Below are 15,100 nucleotides of genomic sequence, written 5' to 3'. Positions count from 1 at the left end.
GCGGTGCTTCGCAGATTGCGATGGAGGGCAGATTCACGTGATTACGTGGCATCCTCCGCGTTGTCCCTCACTGTACCACCCTTGACATCGACGGCCAGGAGAAGCGGAAGCCATCGCGTGTCGGTCACCGTCGCGGCATGCTCGACGGCCTCCAGCCGGCGGCCGGGACCGTCGGCCAGGACGAGGACGCTCGGCCCCGCGCCCGAGACGACGGCGGCGAAACCGGCGGCGCGCAGACCTCGCACGAGCCGATCCGTCTCCGGCATCGCCTGAGCACGGTAGGACTGGTGCAGCTTGTCCTGGGTCGCCGCCATGAGCAGCTCCGGGCTCTGGGTCAGGGCTGCGATGAGCAGCGCGGACCGGGACACGTTGAACACGGCGTCCTCGCGCGGGACCTGGAGCGGAGCGAGTCCGCGCGCCACGGACGTCGACATCGTGAACTCCGGCACGAAGACGAGCGGCGAGACGCCCCGGTGCACCGCGAGCTTCTTGTGCTGCGGGCCGTCGTCGTCCATCCACGCGATCGTCAGGCCGCCGAAGAGCGCCGGCGCGACGTTGTCCGGGTGTCCTTCGAGCTCGGTGGCCAGGCGCAGCAGCGTCTCGGCGCCGAGTTCGACGTCGCCCGCGAGCAGCCCCTTCGCCGCGAGCAGACCCGCGACGACCGCGGCGCCCGACGAGCCCATGCCGCGGCCGTGGGGGATCGCGTTGCGGGCGGTGAGACGGATGCCGGGCATCGCCCGTCCGCACGCTTCGAACGCGTACGCCATCGAGCGGACGACCAGGTGCGACGCGTCGGTGGGGACGTCGGAGGCCCCCTCCCCCGTGACGTCGATCTCGAGTCCGGGATGCGGGAGCGCCGACACCACGAGCTCGTCGTGCACGCTCAGCGCGAGGCCGAGCGTGTCGAAGCCGGGGCCGAGATTCGCGCTGGTCGCCGGTACACGGACGGCGACGCTGCGACCGGGGGTCATCCCCGGACGGGCGTCAGGTCGAGCGCCGAGGCGACCTCGCTGGTCGTCGCGTCGACCACGAGCGGCTCGACCGAGGAGCCGTCGGGGTTGCGGAGCGCCCACTGCGGGTCCTTCAGACCGTGACCGGTGACGGTGAGCACGACCTTCGCCCCGGCGGGGATGACGCCCGCTTCGGCGCGATCGAGCAGACCGGCGACGCTGATGGCCGAGGCGGGCTCGACGAAGACGCCGACGGTGCCGGCGAGGAGCTTCTGGGCTGCCAGGATCCGCTCGTCGTCGATCGCGCCGAACCAGCCGTCGGTCGCGGCCTTCGCCTCGAGCGCGAGGTCCCACGACGCCGGGTTGCCGATGCGGATCGCCGACGCGATCGTCTCGGGGTTCTTGACGACCTCACCGCGGACGAGCGGCGCGGAGCCCTCCGCCTGGAAGCCGAACATGCGCGGGACGCGGGTCGCGACGCCGCGCTCGGCCTCTTCGCGGTAGCCGCGCGAGTACGCCGTGTAGTTGCCGGCGTTGCCGACGGGGATGAAGTGGAAGTCGGGCGCGTCGCCGAGCTGGCTGACGACCTCGTAGGCGGCCGTCTTCTGGCCCTCGATGCGGTCCGGGTTCACCGAGTTCACGAGGTGCACCCGGTATCCGGTGGCGAGCTCGCGGGCGATCTCGAGACAGTCATCGAAGTTGCCGCGGATCTGGATGAGCGTGCCGTTGTGCGCGACGGCCTGGCTCAGCTTGCCCATCGCGATCTTGCCCTCGGGGACGAGGACGGCGGCGGTGATGCCGGCGTGGGCGGCGTAGGCCGCGGCGGAGGCCGACGTGTTGCCGGTGGAGGCGCAGATGACGGCCTCGGCGCCGTGCTCGACGGCGCGCGAGAGGGCGACGGTCATGCCGCGGTCCTTGAAGGAGCCGGTCGGGTTCATGCCCTCGAACTTGACGTACACGTCCGCGCCGGTGATGCGCGAGAGCGATGCCGCGGGGATGAGCGGGGTGCCGCCCTCGCCCAGCGTGACGACGGTGGAGGTGTCGGTGACGCCGAGCCGGTCGGCGAATTCGCGGAGGACTCCGCCCCAGACATGGACCATTTCGCTTCTCTCCGCCATTTTCAGTCTCCTTCTACGCGCAGGACCGACACCACTCGCCGCACCGCGGGGTCCGCGGCCAGGCGTTCGACCGTGTCGGCGAGGTCCTGCTCCCGTGCCGTGTGGGTTCCGATGACGAGGTGCGCGACCGCGCCCTCGGTGCCCTCGCCGACAGCGCCGGCCGAGGTGGTCTGTTCGACGGTCGCGATCGACACGTTCCCGTCGCTGAGGATGCCGGCGACACCCGCGAGCACGCCCGGCAGGTCGTCGACGTCGAGCGTGATCTGGCAGCTCGTGGAGATGCGGCCGAGGGGGACGATCGGCAGGTTCGCCAGGGTCGACTCGCCGACGCCGGGACCGCCGGCGATGTGGCGGCGGGCGGCCGAGACGACGTCGCCCAGGACGGCGGATGCCGTCTCGACGCCGCCGGCTCCGGCCCCGTAGAACATCAGCGCGCCGGCGGCCTCGGCTTCGACGAACACGGCGTTGTTCGCGCCGTGCACGGATGCCAGGGGGTGCTCGCGCGGGACGAGTGCCGGATACACCCGCACCGAGATGGCCTCGCCGCTCGGACCGGCGTCGGGCTGGTCGACGAGCCGTTCGCACACGGCGAGGAGCTTCACGACGTATCCCGCCTTGCGGGCGGCGTCGATGATGCCGGCGTCGATCGAGGTGATCCCCTCGCGGTGGACGGCGTCGAGGGGCACGGACGTGTGGAAGGCGAGGCTCGCGAGGATCGCGGCCTTCTGCGCGGCGTCGTACGCCTCGACGTCGGCGGTCGGGTCGGCCTCGGCGTACCCGAGGCGCTGCGCCTCGGCCAGCACCTCGTCGAAACCGAGACCCTCGCGGTCCATGCGGTCGAGGATGTAGTTCGTCGTGCCGTTGACGATGCCCATGATCCGCCGCACGCGGTCGCCGGCGAGGGAATCGCGCAGCGGCCGGATGATCGGGATGGCGCCGGCGACGGCCGCCTCGTACGCGACGGTCGCGCCGACCTGGTCGGCCGCCTCGAAGATCTCGGTGCCGTGCGTGGCGATCAGCGCCTTGTTGGCGGTGACCACGTCGGCGCCGGAGGTGAGCGCGGCGAGGATGCGGGTGCGGGCGGGCTCGATGCCGCCGGTCACCTCGATGACGATGTCGGCACCGGCGATGAGGGTGTCGGCATCCGTCGTGAACAGCTCACGCGGCAGGTCGGGGCCACGCGGCGCGTCGACGTCGCGCACGGCGATGCCGACGAGGTCCAGCGGGGCCCCGGCGCGATCCGCGAGCTCATCGGCGTGCGTGAGCAGCAGGCGCGCGACCTGGGACCCGACGGCGCCCGCCCCAAGCAGGGCGACGCGAAGACGGCGGGGTTCGATCATGCGGACTCCTCCGGGACGGCGGGCGCCGCGAGGACGTCCCGCGCGAGCAGGTCGTCGACGGTCTCCCCGCGCACGATGACGCGGGCGGAACCGCCCGAGACGGCCACGACGGGCGGCCGCGGGACGTAGTTGTAGTTGCTGGCCAGCGAGTAGCAGTAGGCACCGGTGGCGGGCACGGCGAGCAGGTCACCGGGGACGACGTCACCGGGCAGGTACTCGGCGTCGACGACGATGTCGCCGGACTCGCAGTGCCGGCCGACCACGCGCGCCAGCGCGGGCGCGGCCGTGCTCGTCCGGGCGGCCAGCCGCGCCGAGTAGTGCGCGCCGTACAGAGCGGGTCGGGCGTTGTCGCTCATCCCGCCGTCGACGCTCACGTAGAGCCGGTCGAGATCACCCGACAGGCGCACCGCCTTGACGGTGCCGACCTCGTACAGGGTCACACCGGCCTGGCCGACGATCGCCCGCCCCGGCTCGAAGGCGAGCTCGGGAACCGGGATGCTCCGGGCCGCGCACTCGCGGGCGACGGCGGCGACGATGCCCTCGGCGAGCTGCTCGATCGGGGTGGGGTCGTCGGCGGTCGTGTAGGCGATCCCGAAGCCGCCGCCGAGGTTGAGCAGCGGCACGTCGCCGCCGGGGAGCAGCCGTGCGTGCAGCTCGACGACGCGGGCGGCGGACTCCTCGAAGCCGGCGGTGCCGAAGATCTGCGAGCCGATGTGGCAGTGCAGGCCGATGAACCGCAGGGAGGGCAGCTCGCGGATCCTGGCGACGGCGGCCTCGGCATCCGTCAGCGTGAAGCCGAACTTCTGATCCTCGTGCGCGGTCGCGAGGAAGTCGTGCGTCTCGGCGTGGACGCCGCTGTTCACCCGGACGAGCACGCTCTGCACGACGCCGCGTTCGGCGGCCGCGGCGGCGACCCGCTCGATCTCGATCCGGCTGTCGACGATGATCGACCCGATCCCGACCTCGACGGCGCGAGCGATCTCGGGCAGCAGCTTGTTGTTGCCGTGCAGGCCGAGACGCTGCGGGTCGGCACCCGCGGCCAGGGCGACGGCGAGCTCTCCCCCGGTCGCGACGTCGACGCCGAGCCCCTCGGCGGTGACCCAGCGGACGACCTCGGTGCTCAGGAACGCCTTGCCGGCGTAGTAGACGCGCGCGGTCGTGCCGGCGCGGGATGCCGCTTCGGCGAACGCGGCTCGCACCCGACGGGCGCGGGCGCGCACGAGGTCCTCGTCGAGGACGTACAGCGGAGTGCCGAAGCGGGCGGCGAGGTCCGTGGCCGCGACGCCGCCGAGCCGGAGGACGCCGTCATCGCCGCGACCGGCCGCGTCGGGCCAGACGGCGGGTGCGAGGGCATTCGCATCGTCCGGTGCCTCGAGCCAGTCGGGCACGGACGCACGTGAGGGGGTGGCGGACACGGAGGGGCACCAATCGGGCGAGGAACGGGTACTGCGGGCGGTCGGAGCCACACCCGGACAGTGCCCACAGTCTAGGGCACGGGGCACGGCGGCCCCGTCGTGATGACGGCGGGCTACGCGTCGTCGCAGGAACCGCGCTGTCGTGCGGCTCCGTCGCGGAGGATCGCGCTGTCGATCTCGAAGTCGGCGACGACGCCGCGGTCCTCGATGGCGACGTCGACGAGCGTCATCGCGGCGGGGAGGTACTGCGCGAGGCAGATCGGCCACCGCTCCGCGAAGGAGCCGATGAGGGGCCCGACCTGCTGCCGGAGCGCGTCGGCCGAGACCTCGGTGCCGCCGAGCAGGAACCGGGTCGGGGCGAGGACGAGATCGCCGTCCTCGGCCCCCGCGGAGAGGCGGACCCCGAGCGGGATGGCGGCGCCGAACACGGTGAGCTCGGTGTCGAGGGCGACCTCGGGTGCGTCGAGCCGGAACGCGTCGGCCGGGAAGCCGTCGACCTGGGACAGCAGCGCACGCGTCTGCTCCTCGTCGAGGACGACGCGCGCCCGACCTGCGTTCCAGTCCGCGCCGCCGCGGATGGGCACGTCCTGCAGCTGGACCCGGATGTCACCCGAGAGCCCCTCGACCTCGACGTCGTCAGCCGCCAGCGTGACGCTCCGCACGGTCCCGCCCACGAGCTGCGGCAGCAGCAGGCCGGGGATGTCGACGTCGATCTCCTGGTCCTCGGCGAGCCCGAGGCTCGACACGAGTTCATCGCGGACGATCTTCGGCGCCAGCGCCCGCGCCGTCAGCTCGGCGGCCACGACGAGCACGATCAGGACGACGACGACCACGGCGAGGGCGATCCACCCCCGCTGACGGCGCCGCGGTGCGGTCGCGGGGGCGGCGGTCATGTCACATCCGCTCGGGTGCGCTGACCCCGAGCAGGTCGAGGCCGTTGCGCAGGACCTGGCCGGTCGCGTCGTTCAGCCACAGGCGGGTCCGGTGCAGGTCGGTCACGGGATCGTCGCCCAGGGGGGTGACGCGGCACACGTCGTACCAGCGGTGGTAGAGACTCGCCAGCTCCTCGAGGTAGCGGGCGACGCGGTGAGGCTCGCGCAGCTCGGCGGCGAAGGCGACCAGTCGCGGGAACTCCTGCAGCGCGCCGAGCAGCGCCGACTCGGTCTCGTGATCGAGCAGCTCCGGTGCGAACGCCTCGCGCGTGACGCCGGAATCGGCGGCGTTGCGGCCGACGTTGTGCGTGCGGGCGTGGGCGTACTGCACGTAGAACACGGGGTTGTCGTTCGTGCGCTTCTGCAGGATCTCGGGATCGAGCGTCAGCGGCGAGTCGGCGGGGTAGCGGGCGAGCGAATAGCGCAGCGCGTCGGTGCCGAGCCAGTCCCGCAGGTCGTCGAGCTCGATGATGTTGCCGGCGCGCTTGGACAGCCGAGCGCCGTTGACCGACACGAGCTGGCCGATCAGGACCTCGATGTCCTTGTCGGGATCGTCGCCGGCCGCGCCGGCGAGCGCCTTGAGGCGGTGGACGTATCCGTGGTGGTCGGCGCCGAGCAGGTAGATCTTGTGGGCGAAGCCGCGGTCGCCCTTGTTCAGGTAGTAGGCGGCGTCCGCGGCGAAGTAGGTGTACTCCCCGTTGGAGCGACGGATGACGCGGTCCTTGTCGTCGCCGAAGTCGGTCGTGCGGACCCACACGGCGCCCTGGTCGTCGAAGACATGCCCCTGCTCGCGCAGGCGATCGACGGCCTGGTCGACGAGACTCGGGCCGCCGTCGGCGCCGGCGGCGTGCAGCGTCCGCTCGCTGAAGAAGACGTCGAAGTGGACGTTGAACTTCTCGAGCGAAGCCTGCAGCTCGCCGAGCTGGAGGGCGTACGCCCGGTCGCGGGCGAGCGCGACCTGGTCGTCGTCGGGCAGGTCCGCGATGTTCGGCTCGGCATCCTTCACCCGCGCCGCGAGCTCGTCGATGTACGCCCCCGGGTAGCCGTCCTCGGGGGTCGGCTCCCCCTTGATGGCGGCGAGCACCGAGCGCCCGAAGCGGTCCATCTGGGCGCCGGCGTCGTTGACGTAGAACTCGCGCACGAGGGTGGCCCCGCTGGCGAGGAGGAGGCGGGCGATCGCGTCGCCGAGTGCCGCCCAGCGGGTGTGGCCGATGTGCATGGGCCCCGTCGGGTTCGCGCTGACGAACTCGAGGTTGATCGAGTTCCCCTCCTGGGACGAGTTCGTGCCGAAGGCGGCGCCGGCGTCGACGATCGTCTTCGCGAGCGCACCGGCGGCGGCGGCGTCGAGACGGATGTTGATGAAGCCGGGCCCCGCGACGTCGACCGAGGCGATGCCGTCGGTCGCGGCCAGCGCCGTGGCCACCTCGGCCGCGAACTCGCGCGGGTTCACGCCGATCTGCTTGCTGAGTTTGAGCGCGGCGTTCGACGCCCAGTCGCCGTGATCCCGGTTCTTGGGCCGCTCGACCGGGAAGTCCGCGGCGCTGAGCCCGTCGCCGGCGCCGGGACGTCGCGCCTCCACGAGCGGAGCGAGGACGGCGAGCAGGGCGGCGGAGAGGGCATCGGGGTTCATAGCCCTCCAAGTCTACGTTCGGGGCGCGAGCGCCCCGTCCCCTCGGTGTCAGCCGGGGAAGACCGCCCACAGCCGCGCGCCCCCGAGCGGCGAATCCTCGATCCCGATGCGGCCGCCGTGGGCGTCGACGACTCGTCGGCAGGTCGCGAGGCCGATCCCGAAACCCGGGGCATCCGTGTTGCTGCCGCGTTCGAGCGGTTCGAAGACCGCGTCGCGTTCGTCCGGGAGGATGCCGGGTCCGTTGTCGTCCACGGTGAGGCGGACCCCGCCGGTCACCGGCTCGACGCGCACCTCGATGCGCGGGGCGGTGCCGTGCGCACCCGCGAACTTCGCCGCGTTGCCGACGAGGTTCTGCACCAGGACGCCGAGCAGCGTCGTGTCGCCGAGCACGGCGGTCCCGGCGGCGACCTCGATGCGGGCGCCGTGCAGCTCTCCCGCCGTGCGGAGATCGTCGACGGCGGCGGCGACGAGCGGGGCGATGTCGACGGGTCTCCGCCGGGCGGGAATGCCGCCCACGCGCGCGAAGTCCAGCAGCCGGGCGATCATGCCCGACATGCGATCGGCGACGGAGTCGGCACGGGCGAGGGCGCGCGCCGCCGCCGGCAGCTCGGCGACCTGCGGCACCTCCGCGGCGAGCTCGATGTAGCCGGTGAGAGCGGTGAGCGGGTTCCGCAGATCGTGCGCCACCTGCGCCGCGAAGCTCTCCAGCTGCTCGTTCGACTCGCCCAGCTCGCGGGTCATGCGGCGCAGCTCGAGGACGTCGACGATCTGGTGCGCGAGGAGCGCGAGCGCCCGGCTCTCGTCGTCGGCGAGCTCGCGCGGCGTCTCGTCGAAGACGCAGATGGTGCCGATGGGCACGCCGACCGGGGTGATGAGGGGACTCGACGCGTAGAAGCGCACACGCGCGATCTCGCCGGTGACGAACGGATTGCCGATGAAGCGGTCGTCGAGGGCGACGTCAGGGATGACCGTGTGCCCGGGTTCACGGAAGACGACGGCGCACATCGAGTCGTCACGGCTGCAGACGGCCGGCTCCATGCCGATGGCGGCGATCTGGTGCTGGAACCGGTCGTCGATGAGGTTGATCACCGCCGTCGGGACGTCGCAGAGCGTCGCCGCCAGCTGCACGAGACCCTGCAGGTCCGGCTCGGGTGCCTCGCCGAGGACCCGGTAGTCCTCGATGATGGCTCGGCGGATGGCGTCGTCAGCCGTCTTCACATGTGCTCCCGGAAAGTGCGCTGGTCGCCTCCCACCCTACGGTCCCGGCTGTGCACGGCTGTCAGGACAGGGTCACCAGGGCCGCGCGCTCGTCCCGGCTCGGGTCGGATGCCGCGGCGACATCGTCCACGTCCCCGACGGCGGTCGCGTCCACGAACATGCGGTCGAGGATGAGGTTCGCCCCGTAGTAGCTGAGGAATGCGCAGTCCGCCGCGTCGCGGCCGGTGGCGATCCGGAGCAGGCCGGACCGGTTCGACAGACGGGTCGCGTCGAGCACGTGCCACTGCCCGTCGACGTAGGCTTCGGCGACGGCGTGGAAGTCCATCGGCACGAGGCCGGGGGCGTAGCAGGCGACGTAGCGCGCGGGCACGTCCATGGCCCGCAGCAGCGCGATCACGAGGTGCGCGTAGTCGCGGCACACGCCCTGGCCGGTGGCGAGCGTCGTGACCGCCGAGTCCGTCCCCTGCGAGAGACCGGGCGAATAGGTGACGGCGGTGGCGACGAACTCCTCGACCGCGGCCAGCAGCGGGGCGCCGCGGAGGCTTCCGAACTGCCGCCGCGCCTGCGCGAAGACCGCATCCGAGGGCGCATACCGGCTGGGGCGCAGATAGACGGCGCAGTCGAGCTCGGGAGTGTCGGGCAGCGTGGCACGCTGTTCGACGACCGCCTCGTACCGCACCTGGACCGGGCCGGGCTGCACGCGCAGGCGATGGAGGCGGGTGCCGACCTGATCGATCAGCTCGGTCGGCGTCAGCTCGATCCCGTGCTGCGCGATCGTGAGGACCTCCTCCGCCGGAGTGACGACCGCGGCGAGCGTGACCGCGAGGATCAGGTCGAGCTCTCCCCCGATGTCGAGGTCGAGCTCTGCTCGGACGAGGCGCTGCACCGGGCAATCCTCGCATGCCGGCAGAACCCGTCGCCCATCCTTCACCCGTCATCGCTTACCCTCGTCGCATGACCTCTGACCGGCGCGCGCGCACGTGGGGCCTCGGCGCGCTGGCGGCGGGCGTCGCCGCGGTCGTCGCGCTGTCGGCCTGGCAGCCGTGGAGCCGCACGCCGGCGGTCGAGACGGCCGCATCCGGCGCCTCCGGGATCGGCGCCCAGCCGCTGTCCATCCCGGCATCCGCCGACGTCCTGGTCTTCGGCGACTCCTGGACCTACGGGTCGGCCGCGACCCGGCCGACGGACGGCTACGCCTACCAGCTCGGCGAGATCACCGACTGGGACGTGACCGTCGACGGCGTGCGCGGATCGGGCTACATGAAGCCCGGCCGGGACGGACCCGATTTCGGCGGCCGTGCCCGCGTGCTGGACCCGGCCGCCGACTACGACCTCGTCATCATCCAGGGGTCCATCAACGACCGGCTGCAGGGTGAGCGCGGCTACCGCGAGCGCGTCGACGCGACGTGGGACCGCTTCGAGCGGACGTACCCGCGGGCGCAGTTCGTGATCTTCGGTCCGACGCCGCACGACCTCCCCGTGCACGAGGGCACCGCGCGCATCGACCACGATCTCGCAGCCGAGGCCGGCGAGCGCGGCTGGTGGTACATCTCCCCCCTCGCCGAGGGCTGGATCACCCCCGAGAACTACCTCGCGATGATCGACACCGGCGTCGGAGCGAAGCATCCCTCCGACGCCGGCCACACCTACCTCGCCGAGAAGCTCGCGCAGGCGCTGCGCGACCGCAGCGCGACCACGGACGCCGTCGAGGCTCCCCTCGAGCCGGCTCTTCCCTGACGAGCGGGGCCGTCAGGCCCGGAGCGCCTCGGCGATCGGCACGTCGCCCGTGTTGAAGCGGATCGTGCGCCGGATGGTCAGCGGCTCGTCGACGGATGCCGCCAGCGCGGCGGCGACGTCGGCGCGCGAGACCGTCGCGGCCTCCGTCGCCTCGGTGTCGATGCGCCCGGTGGGTGCGTCCAGGGTCAGGCCCGAGGGCGCGAGGATCGTCCAGTCGAGCGTGCTCTCGCGCAGGTGCGCGTCGGCGGCAGCCTTCGCCTCGGCGTAGGCGAAGAAGGCGTCCGCGGGATCCACGCCGTGGTCGGGCCCGGCGCCGAAGTACGACACCATCAGGTATCGCGGCACGCCGGCGGCGACAGCGGCGTCGATGGATCGGACAGCGGCATCCCGGTCGACCGCCCAGGTGCGTTCCGGGCTGCCGCCGCCGGCGCCGGCCGTCCAGACGACGACGTCGTTCCCCGAGACGAGGTTGGTGAACTGCTCGGTGTCGAAGGTCTCGATGTCGGCGACCACGGCGTTCGCGCCGGTCGCGGTGACGTCGGCCTCGTGGTCGGGGTTGCGGAAGACGGCGGTCACGGAGTGCCCGGCATCCACGAGAAGAGGCTCGAGGAGCTGGGCGACCTTGCCGTGTCCGCCGATGATGAGAATGCGTGCCATGGGGTTCCCTTCCGTTTCTTCGAGCGTAGGGCGGATGCCGTTCGGGGCCACCGGGCCTTGCGCTTGTACTGTCGACATGAGATGACGCGTGGAGCGCGTCGGGACGGGGGGACGATGTCCGAGCAGATCCCGGTGGGCCGGCACCCCGACCCGCAGGCGGACACCCGGCTGCACGCGTTCCCGGTGACCCGGCCGGCGGGCTTCGCGACCGGTGCCCTCGTGCTGGGGATCGGCGCCTTCCTCGTCGCCGGCGTCCCCGCGCTGGGCCTCCTCCTCGCGGTCCCGGCGCTGGGCGTCGGCGTCGCCGCCCTCGTGCGACGCGAGTCGAAGCCGATCGCCCTCACGGGCATCGTGCTCGCGGCGGCGGCAGTCGTGCGGGGGCTGGGAAGAGTCGTCTTCGTGGCGAGCTCGTCCTCCGCGGACGTCCCGGCGGCCCTGGCGCGCGCCCTCGGCGTGGGCTGAGCCGCCCTCAGCGCGGCGGGACGGCGAGCGGGATCTCGCGGGTGGCATCCCACGGCTCGGTCCAGCCGAGGCGGGCGAACAGCCCGTCGAGGATCATCGCCGTGAAGCCCCAGACGAGCCGCTCGCCGCGCACGGTCGGGACGAGGAACGCGGGACCGCGGAACTCGTCGCCGTCCCGTCGCAGCACGGTGACGCCGCGGTGCGCGGGGTCGAGCAGGTCCGCGACCGGCACGCGGAACACGTCGGCGGACTCCGCCTCGTCGACGACGCGGATCGGCGAGGGTCGCCGCCACCAGCCGAGGACCGGCGTGACGAGATGCTTCGAATGCTCGAGCGGGATCGGCTCCAGGGCGCCGAGGATCTCGACGCCGGCCGGGTCGAGCCCGGTCTCCTCCCGCGCTTCGCGGAGGGCGGCGGCGATGTCGTCCGCGTCATCCGCATCGACGCGTCCGCCGGGGAAGGCCACCTGACCCGGATGAGCGCGAAGGGTCTCGGCGCGGGACAGCAGCAGGACGTCGAGGTCGCGCGAGACCGCAGCGGCCTGGGCGTCACGGTCGCTGGGCGATCCGTCCAGCACGCCGAAGAGGATGAGGACCGCCGCCGACCGGGCGTCGAAGTCGCTCGGCAGATCCCGGAGGAAGTCGAACTCGGAGGCCGCCTCGCCCGCCGCGACCGCGTCGGCGAGGGCAGCGAGCTCAGCCCGCGCTCCGGCGGTCGGGTCGGACGGCGTCATCCGTCCAGGCTATCGAGAGCGGCAGTCCGGGGCTCCTGCACGATGGGGCCGCGCCGCGATGGTAATCTCGATCGGTACGCCTCCGTAGCTCAGGGGATAGAGCGCTGGTTTCCGGTACCAAAGGTCGGGGGTTCGAATCCCTCCGGGGGCACGGCGTACGCGAAGGGGAGCCGAGGAATCGGCTCCCCTTCGTGCGTACCGGGACGACGGCGGCGTTCAGCCCGCGGCTTCGTCCTCCTCGGGCTCGAAGGTGGACTTCGTGCCGGTGTGCCCGGCCGCGAGCCCGTCCGGGTCGTCGGGGATCGTGCCGTCCTCGCCGAGACCGCCCCCGTCACCGCTCGCGGTCGCCGTGTCGGAGGTCGACGTCTCGACGTCCGGGCCTTCGTAAGCGTTCTCGTCCGTGCTCTGCTGATCGTTCTCGGACATGTCGGAACTCCCTCGCGTGGTCGATGATGCCGGCGTATCGGGAAGTGCCCCGCGCCGACGGCTCCGACGTTAGCCCCGACCGCGCCCCGCCGCGCCGGGGTTGACACGCACGCGGCACGCGAGCGCGGCATCCACTGCTCCGCCCCGACGCCGCCGCCGTGTGCCGTGGCGACGCGCGTCGCGTCAAGGGGGTGGGCGCATCGCCGAGCGCCGAGGCACGCTCGAAGACCATCGAAACGGAGGAACCCATGACCGTGACCGCTCCCCTGACCGCCCTCGCCCTCAACTGCACCCTCAAGCCCTCGCCGACGGAATCCAGCACCTCGCTGCTGGTGCGGCAGGTGCTCGATGCGCTCGGCGAGCACGGTGTCGAGAGCACCGAGGTGCGGATCGCGGATCACGTCGTCTCCCCCGGCGTGGAGATCGACATGGGTGATGGCGACGAGTGGCCGTCGATCCGCGAGAAGGTGCTCGCCGCCGACATCCTGGTGCTCGCCGCCCCGATCTGGGTCGGACACGCGTCGAGCCTCGCCCAGCGGGTGCTGGAGCGCCTCGACGCCGAGCTCTCCGAGACCGACGAGCTCGGTCGCCCGATCCTGTTCGATCGCGTCGCCGTGGTCGCCATCGTCGGCAACGAGGACGGCGCCCACAAAGCGACCGCGGACCTCTTCCAGGCGCTGAACGACGTCGGGTTCACGATTCCGGCACAGGGCGGGACGTACTGGAACGGCGAGGCGATGCACACCGGGGACTATAAGGACCTCGACGAGACGCCCGAGGCGGTGGCATCGACGACGGCGACGCTCGCACGCAACGCCGCGCACCTCGCCCGTGCACTGCGAGCCAGCGCCTACCCGGCCGAGTGACCGCCCGCCCGGTTCACTCCGAGACGAGCTTGAGGCCGACGATGCAGGCGACCAGGCCGAGCAGCAGCACGACCTTGACGAGCGACACCGACTCGGTGCCGGTCGCCATGCCGTAGGCGACCGTCAACGCGGCGCCGATCCCGACCCAGACGGCGTAGCCGGTACCCGTCGAGATCTCGCGAAGCGCGAACGCGAGCCCGCCCATGCTGGCCACGAGCGCGACGCCGAAGATGACCGTGGGCCACAGCCTCGTGAAGCCCTCGGACTTGCCGAGGGCCGTCGCCCAGACGGCTTCGAGCATGCCCGACACGATGAGAACGATCCACGACAGCATGGCTACCTCCTGGCCAGTCTTGTCGCATACCGGGTACTGAACCCTCGTCCGGGGGTCCGGTCGGGACCCGGCACCGACCCTAGCAAGCGGCCGCCTCCCGGGGGAGGATCATCCTCGAGGATGACGCTCCTCCACCGGGAGGCCGACGCGACCGGCGGCATCCGATCCGTAGCGTCGGATCATGGCCACCGCGACCCTGCACCTCCGTCCGCACCGCTCCGTCCGACCGGCTCCGACGACCACCGGCAGGACGTCGACCACGGCCGCGACCGTGCTGTCGGTGCTCGGGAGCGTCGCCGCGATCGGGATCGCCGCGATCGGTCTTCTCGTCGTCCCCGTGGCGGCCCTCATCGTCTTCGGGCCGGCGCTGTTCGCGGCGTTCTGACCCGCCGGGCGGCGACGGCCCGGCGACGCTCACGTGCGCGGCGGGGTCAGAGCTCGACGGACTCGTTGCGCCCGTCGTACGTCTCGCCCGTCAGCCTCGACTTCACGTAGCCGACCAGCGACGCCACGATCCCGCCGGGGCTGCTCCAGTACTCCCCCGACACCGAGTTCACCTTGAGCAGCGTGACGTTCGGGTCGGTCGGTCCGTCGGGGAACCAGGCATCCAGTGCCGGCGACCAGTACTCGCGGAGCCGGCCCCGGTCGTCCACGACCTCACCGGTGCCGGCGAGCGACACCCAGGCGTCGTTCGAGCTCAGCGACACGCCGACCGCGGGGTTCCGGCCGACCTCGGTGACGACGGACGAGTCGCGGCCGACCACGAACCACAGGTCGCCGTCGAACTCGTGCTCCTGGACGGTCAGCGGTCGCGAGGTCAGCTTGCCCTCGTCGCCGATCGTCGTCACCATCGCGAATCGGAACTTCTTCAGCAGGTCGGCCAGGGTCTTGCGGGCCTCAGTCGGCGTGGACATCCATACTCCTTCGATCGGTGCTCCACCTTCCCACCGGTCGCGCGCGGGCAGCTGCCCCTTGACACGGGCAGCCGCCCCTTGGCAGGGACGGCGCCGACGGCGAAGCCCCCGCGAACGAACGGCGCGGGGGCTTCGACACGGCGGTATCAGCCGCCGGACGGGTTGTCGACGGGCGTGCCGTCCTCATCCGTCGTCACATCGGGCTCCTCGGGCGAGCCGCCCGACGCCGTGTCGGCGTCGAGGTCGTCGTCGGGGACTCCCTGCGTGTTGTGCTGAGGGTCGTTCGAATCACTCATGCGGTGTCCTTCCCATCAGGTGGTGCGGAGCATCGACGCTACGGGCCCCGCAGCCGCCCTCCGAGGGTCTTG

Annotated in this window: 18 protein-coding genes, 1 tRNA gene and 1 riboswitch; of the genes, 5 read left to right on the top strand and 14 right to left on the bottom strand. The window is 72.3% G+C overall.

Annotated elements, in window-relative coordinates; translation table 11 throughout:
- Positions 1-41: 41 nt before the first annotated feature.
- The 8 genes from thrB to AB3M83_RS11620 all read right to left on the bottom strand — a co-directional run bounded on the left by thrB (position 42) and on the right by AB3M83_RS11620 (position 9,489).
- The gene (gene thrB / locus AB3M83_RS11655; protein WP_412948253.1) at positions 42-971 is read right to left on the bottom strand and encodes a homoserine kinase; all 930 of its coding nucleotides are present in this window, start codon (positions 969-971) and stop codon (positions 42-44) included.
- Positions 968-2,050 (bottom strand): threonine synthase, encoded by a 1,083-nt coding sequence (thrC, locus tag AB3M83_RS11650; protein WP_412948251.1) that lies wholly within the window; start codon positions 2,048-2,050, stop codon positions 968-970. The genes thrB and thrC overlap by 4 nt, the downstream gene beginning before the upstream one ends.
- A 20-nt stretch (positions 2,051-2,070) precedes the next feature.
- Positions 2,071-3,408, bottom strand: coding sequence for a homoserine dehydrogenase (locus tag AB3M83_RS11645; RefSeq protein WP_412948249.1), 1,338 nt, complete (start codon positions 3,406-3,408; stop codon positions 2,071-2,073).
- Positions 3,405-4,823: a diaminopimelate decarboxylase gene (gene lysA, locus AB3M83_RS11640; protein ID WP_412948247.1), complete on the bottom strand. Its 1,419-nt coding sequence runs from the start codon at positions 4,821-4,823 to the stop codon at positions 3,405-3,407. Before lysA ends, AB3M83_RS11645 begins: the two co-directional genes overlap by 4 nt.
- A 113-nt stretch (positions 4,824-4,936) precedes the next feature.
- Positions 4,937-5,716, bottom strand: a complete 780-nt coding sequence (locus tag AB3M83_RS11635) for an LmeA family phospholipid-binding protein (protein WP_412948245.1) — start codon at positions 5,714-5,716, stop codon at positions 4,937-4,939.
- Position 5,717: 1 nt separating this feature from the next.
- Positions 5,718-7,385 (bottom strand): arginine--tRNA ligase, encoded by a 1,668-nt coding sequence (argS, locus tag AB3M83_RS11630; protein WP_412948244.1) that lies wholly within the window; start codon positions 7,383-7,385, stop codon positions 5,718-5,720.
- Positions 7,386-7,433: 48 nt separating this feature from the next.
- Complete coding sequence (locus tag AB3M83_RS11625; RefSeq protein WP_412948243.1) at positions 7,434-8,603, bottom strand: sensor histidine kinase; 1,170 nt, start codon at positions 8,601-8,603, stop codon at positions 7,434-7,436.
- A gap of 61 nt (positions 8,604-8,664) precedes the next feature.
- Complete coding sequence (locus AB3M83_RS11620) at positions 8,665-9,489, bottom strand: transglutaminase-like domain-containing protein (RefSeq protein WP_412948241.1); 825 nt, start codon at positions 9,487-9,489, stop codon at positions 8,665-8,667.
- 68 nt (positions 9,490-9,557) lie between these two features.
- Between AB3M83_RS11620 and AB3M83_RS11615 the strand changes: the two genes are divergently transcribed.
- Positions 9,558-10,340, top strand: coding sequence for an SGNH/GDSL hydrolase family protein (locus AB3M83_RS11615; RefSeq protein WP_412948239.1), 783 nt, complete (start codon positions 9,558-9,560; stop codon positions 10,338-10,340).
- 12 nt (positions 10,341-10,352) lie between these two features.
- Here AB3M83_RS11615 and AB3M83_RS11610 read toward each other — a convergent pair whose 3' ends face one another.
- Positions 10,353-10,997, bottom strand: coding sequence for an NAD(P)H-binding protein (locus tag AB3M83_RS11610; protein ID WP_412948238.1), 645 nt, complete (start codon positions 10,995-10,997; stop codon positions 10,353-10,355).
- 114 nt (positions 10,998-11,111) lie between these two features.
- On the opposite strand from AB3M83_RS11610, the gene AB3M83_RS11605 reads away from it, so the two are divergent.
- A complete protein-coding gene (locus tag AB3M83_RS11605) occupies positions 11,112-11,459 on the top strand; it encodes a hypothetical protein (protein WP_412948236.1) in 348 nt (115 codons plus the stop codon).
- A 7-nt stretch (positions 11,460-11,466) separates the two neighbouring features.
- Here AB3M83_RS11605 and AB3M83_RS11600 read toward each other — a convergent pair whose 3' ends face one another.
- Positions 11,467-12,192 carry an NUDIX hydrolase gene (locus tag AB3M83_RS11600; protein ID WP_412948234.1) on the bottom strand — a complete coding sequence of 242 codons (726 nt, stop codon included), beginning with the start codon at positions 12,190-12,192 and terminating at the stop codon, positions 11,467-11,469.
- Positions 12,193-12,270: 78 nt separating this feature from the next.
- On the opposite strand from AB3M83_RS11600, the gene AB3M83_RS11595 reads away from it, so the two are divergent.
- Positions 12,271-12,343: transfer RNA gene (locus tag AB3M83_RS11595), tRNA-Arg, on the top strand.
- A 65-nt stretch (positions 12,344-12,408) separates the two neighbouring features.
- Here the strand turns inward: AB3M83_RS11595 and AB3M83_RS11590 are convergent.
- The gene (locus tag AB3M83_RS11590) at positions 12,409-12,618 is read right to left on the bottom strand and encodes a hypothetical protein (protein WP_412948233.1); all 210 of its coding nucleotides are present in this window, start codon (positions 12,616-12,618) and stop codon (positions 12,409-12,411) included.
- Positions 12,619-12,866: 248 nt separating this feature from the next.
- On the opposite strand from AB3M83_RS11590, the gene AB3M83_RS11585 reads away from it, so the two are divergent.
- Positions 12,867-13,484: a flavodoxin family protein gene (locus AB3M83_RS11585; protein ID WP_412948231.1), complete on the top strand. Its 618-nt coding sequence runs from the start codon at positions 12,867-12,869 to the stop codon at positions 13,482-13,484.
- A gap of 13 nt (positions 13,485-13,497) precedes the next feature.
- On the opposite strand, the gene AB3M83_RS11580 is transcribed toward AB3M83_RS11585, so the two are convergent.
- Complete coding sequence (locus AB3M83_RS11580) at positions 13,498-13,815, bottom strand: DMT family transporter (protein ID WP_412948515.1); 318 nt, start codon at positions 13,813-13,815, stop codon at positions 13,498-13,500.
- 11 nt (positions 13,816-13,826) lie between these two features.
- A riboswitch (guanidine-III (ykkC-III) riboswitch) is annotated at positions 13,827-13,890 on the bottom strand.
- 109 nt (positions 13,891-13,999) lie between these two features.
- On the opposite strand from AB3M83_RS11580, the gene AB3M83_RS11575 reads away from it, so the two are divergent.
- Positions 14,000-14,203 (top strand): hypothetical protein, encoded by a 204-nt coding sequence (locus tag AB3M83_RS11575; RefSeq protein ID WP_412948229.1) that lies wholly within the window; start codon positions 14,000-14,002, stop codon positions 14,201-14,203.
- A gap of 46 nt (positions 14,204-14,249) precedes the next feature.
- On the opposite strand, the gene AB3M83_RS11570 is transcribed toward AB3M83_RS11575, so the two are convergent.
- Positions 14,250-14,732 (bottom strand): pyridoxamine 5'-phosphate oxidase family protein, encoded by a 483-nt coding sequence (locus AB3M83_RS11570; RefSeq protein WP_412948228.1) that lies wholly within the window; start codon positions 14,730-14,732, stop codon positions 14,250-14,252.
- 146 nt (positions 14,733-14,878) lie between these two features.
- A complete protein-coding gene (locus tag AB3M83_RS11565) occupies positions 14,879-15,028 on the bottom strand; it encodes a hypothetical protein (protein ID WP_412948226.1) in 150 nt (49 codons plus the stop codon).
- Positions 15,029-15,100: the final 72 nt, after the last annotated feature.

The organism is Microbacterium pasadenense (genome assembly GCF_047246565.1).
In the GTDB taxonomy this organism is placed as follows: domain Bacteria; phylum Actinomycetota; class Actinomycetes; order Actinomycetales; family Microbacteriaceae; genus Microbacterium.
This window is presented reverse-complemented; position numbering and strand designations above follow the sequence as displayed.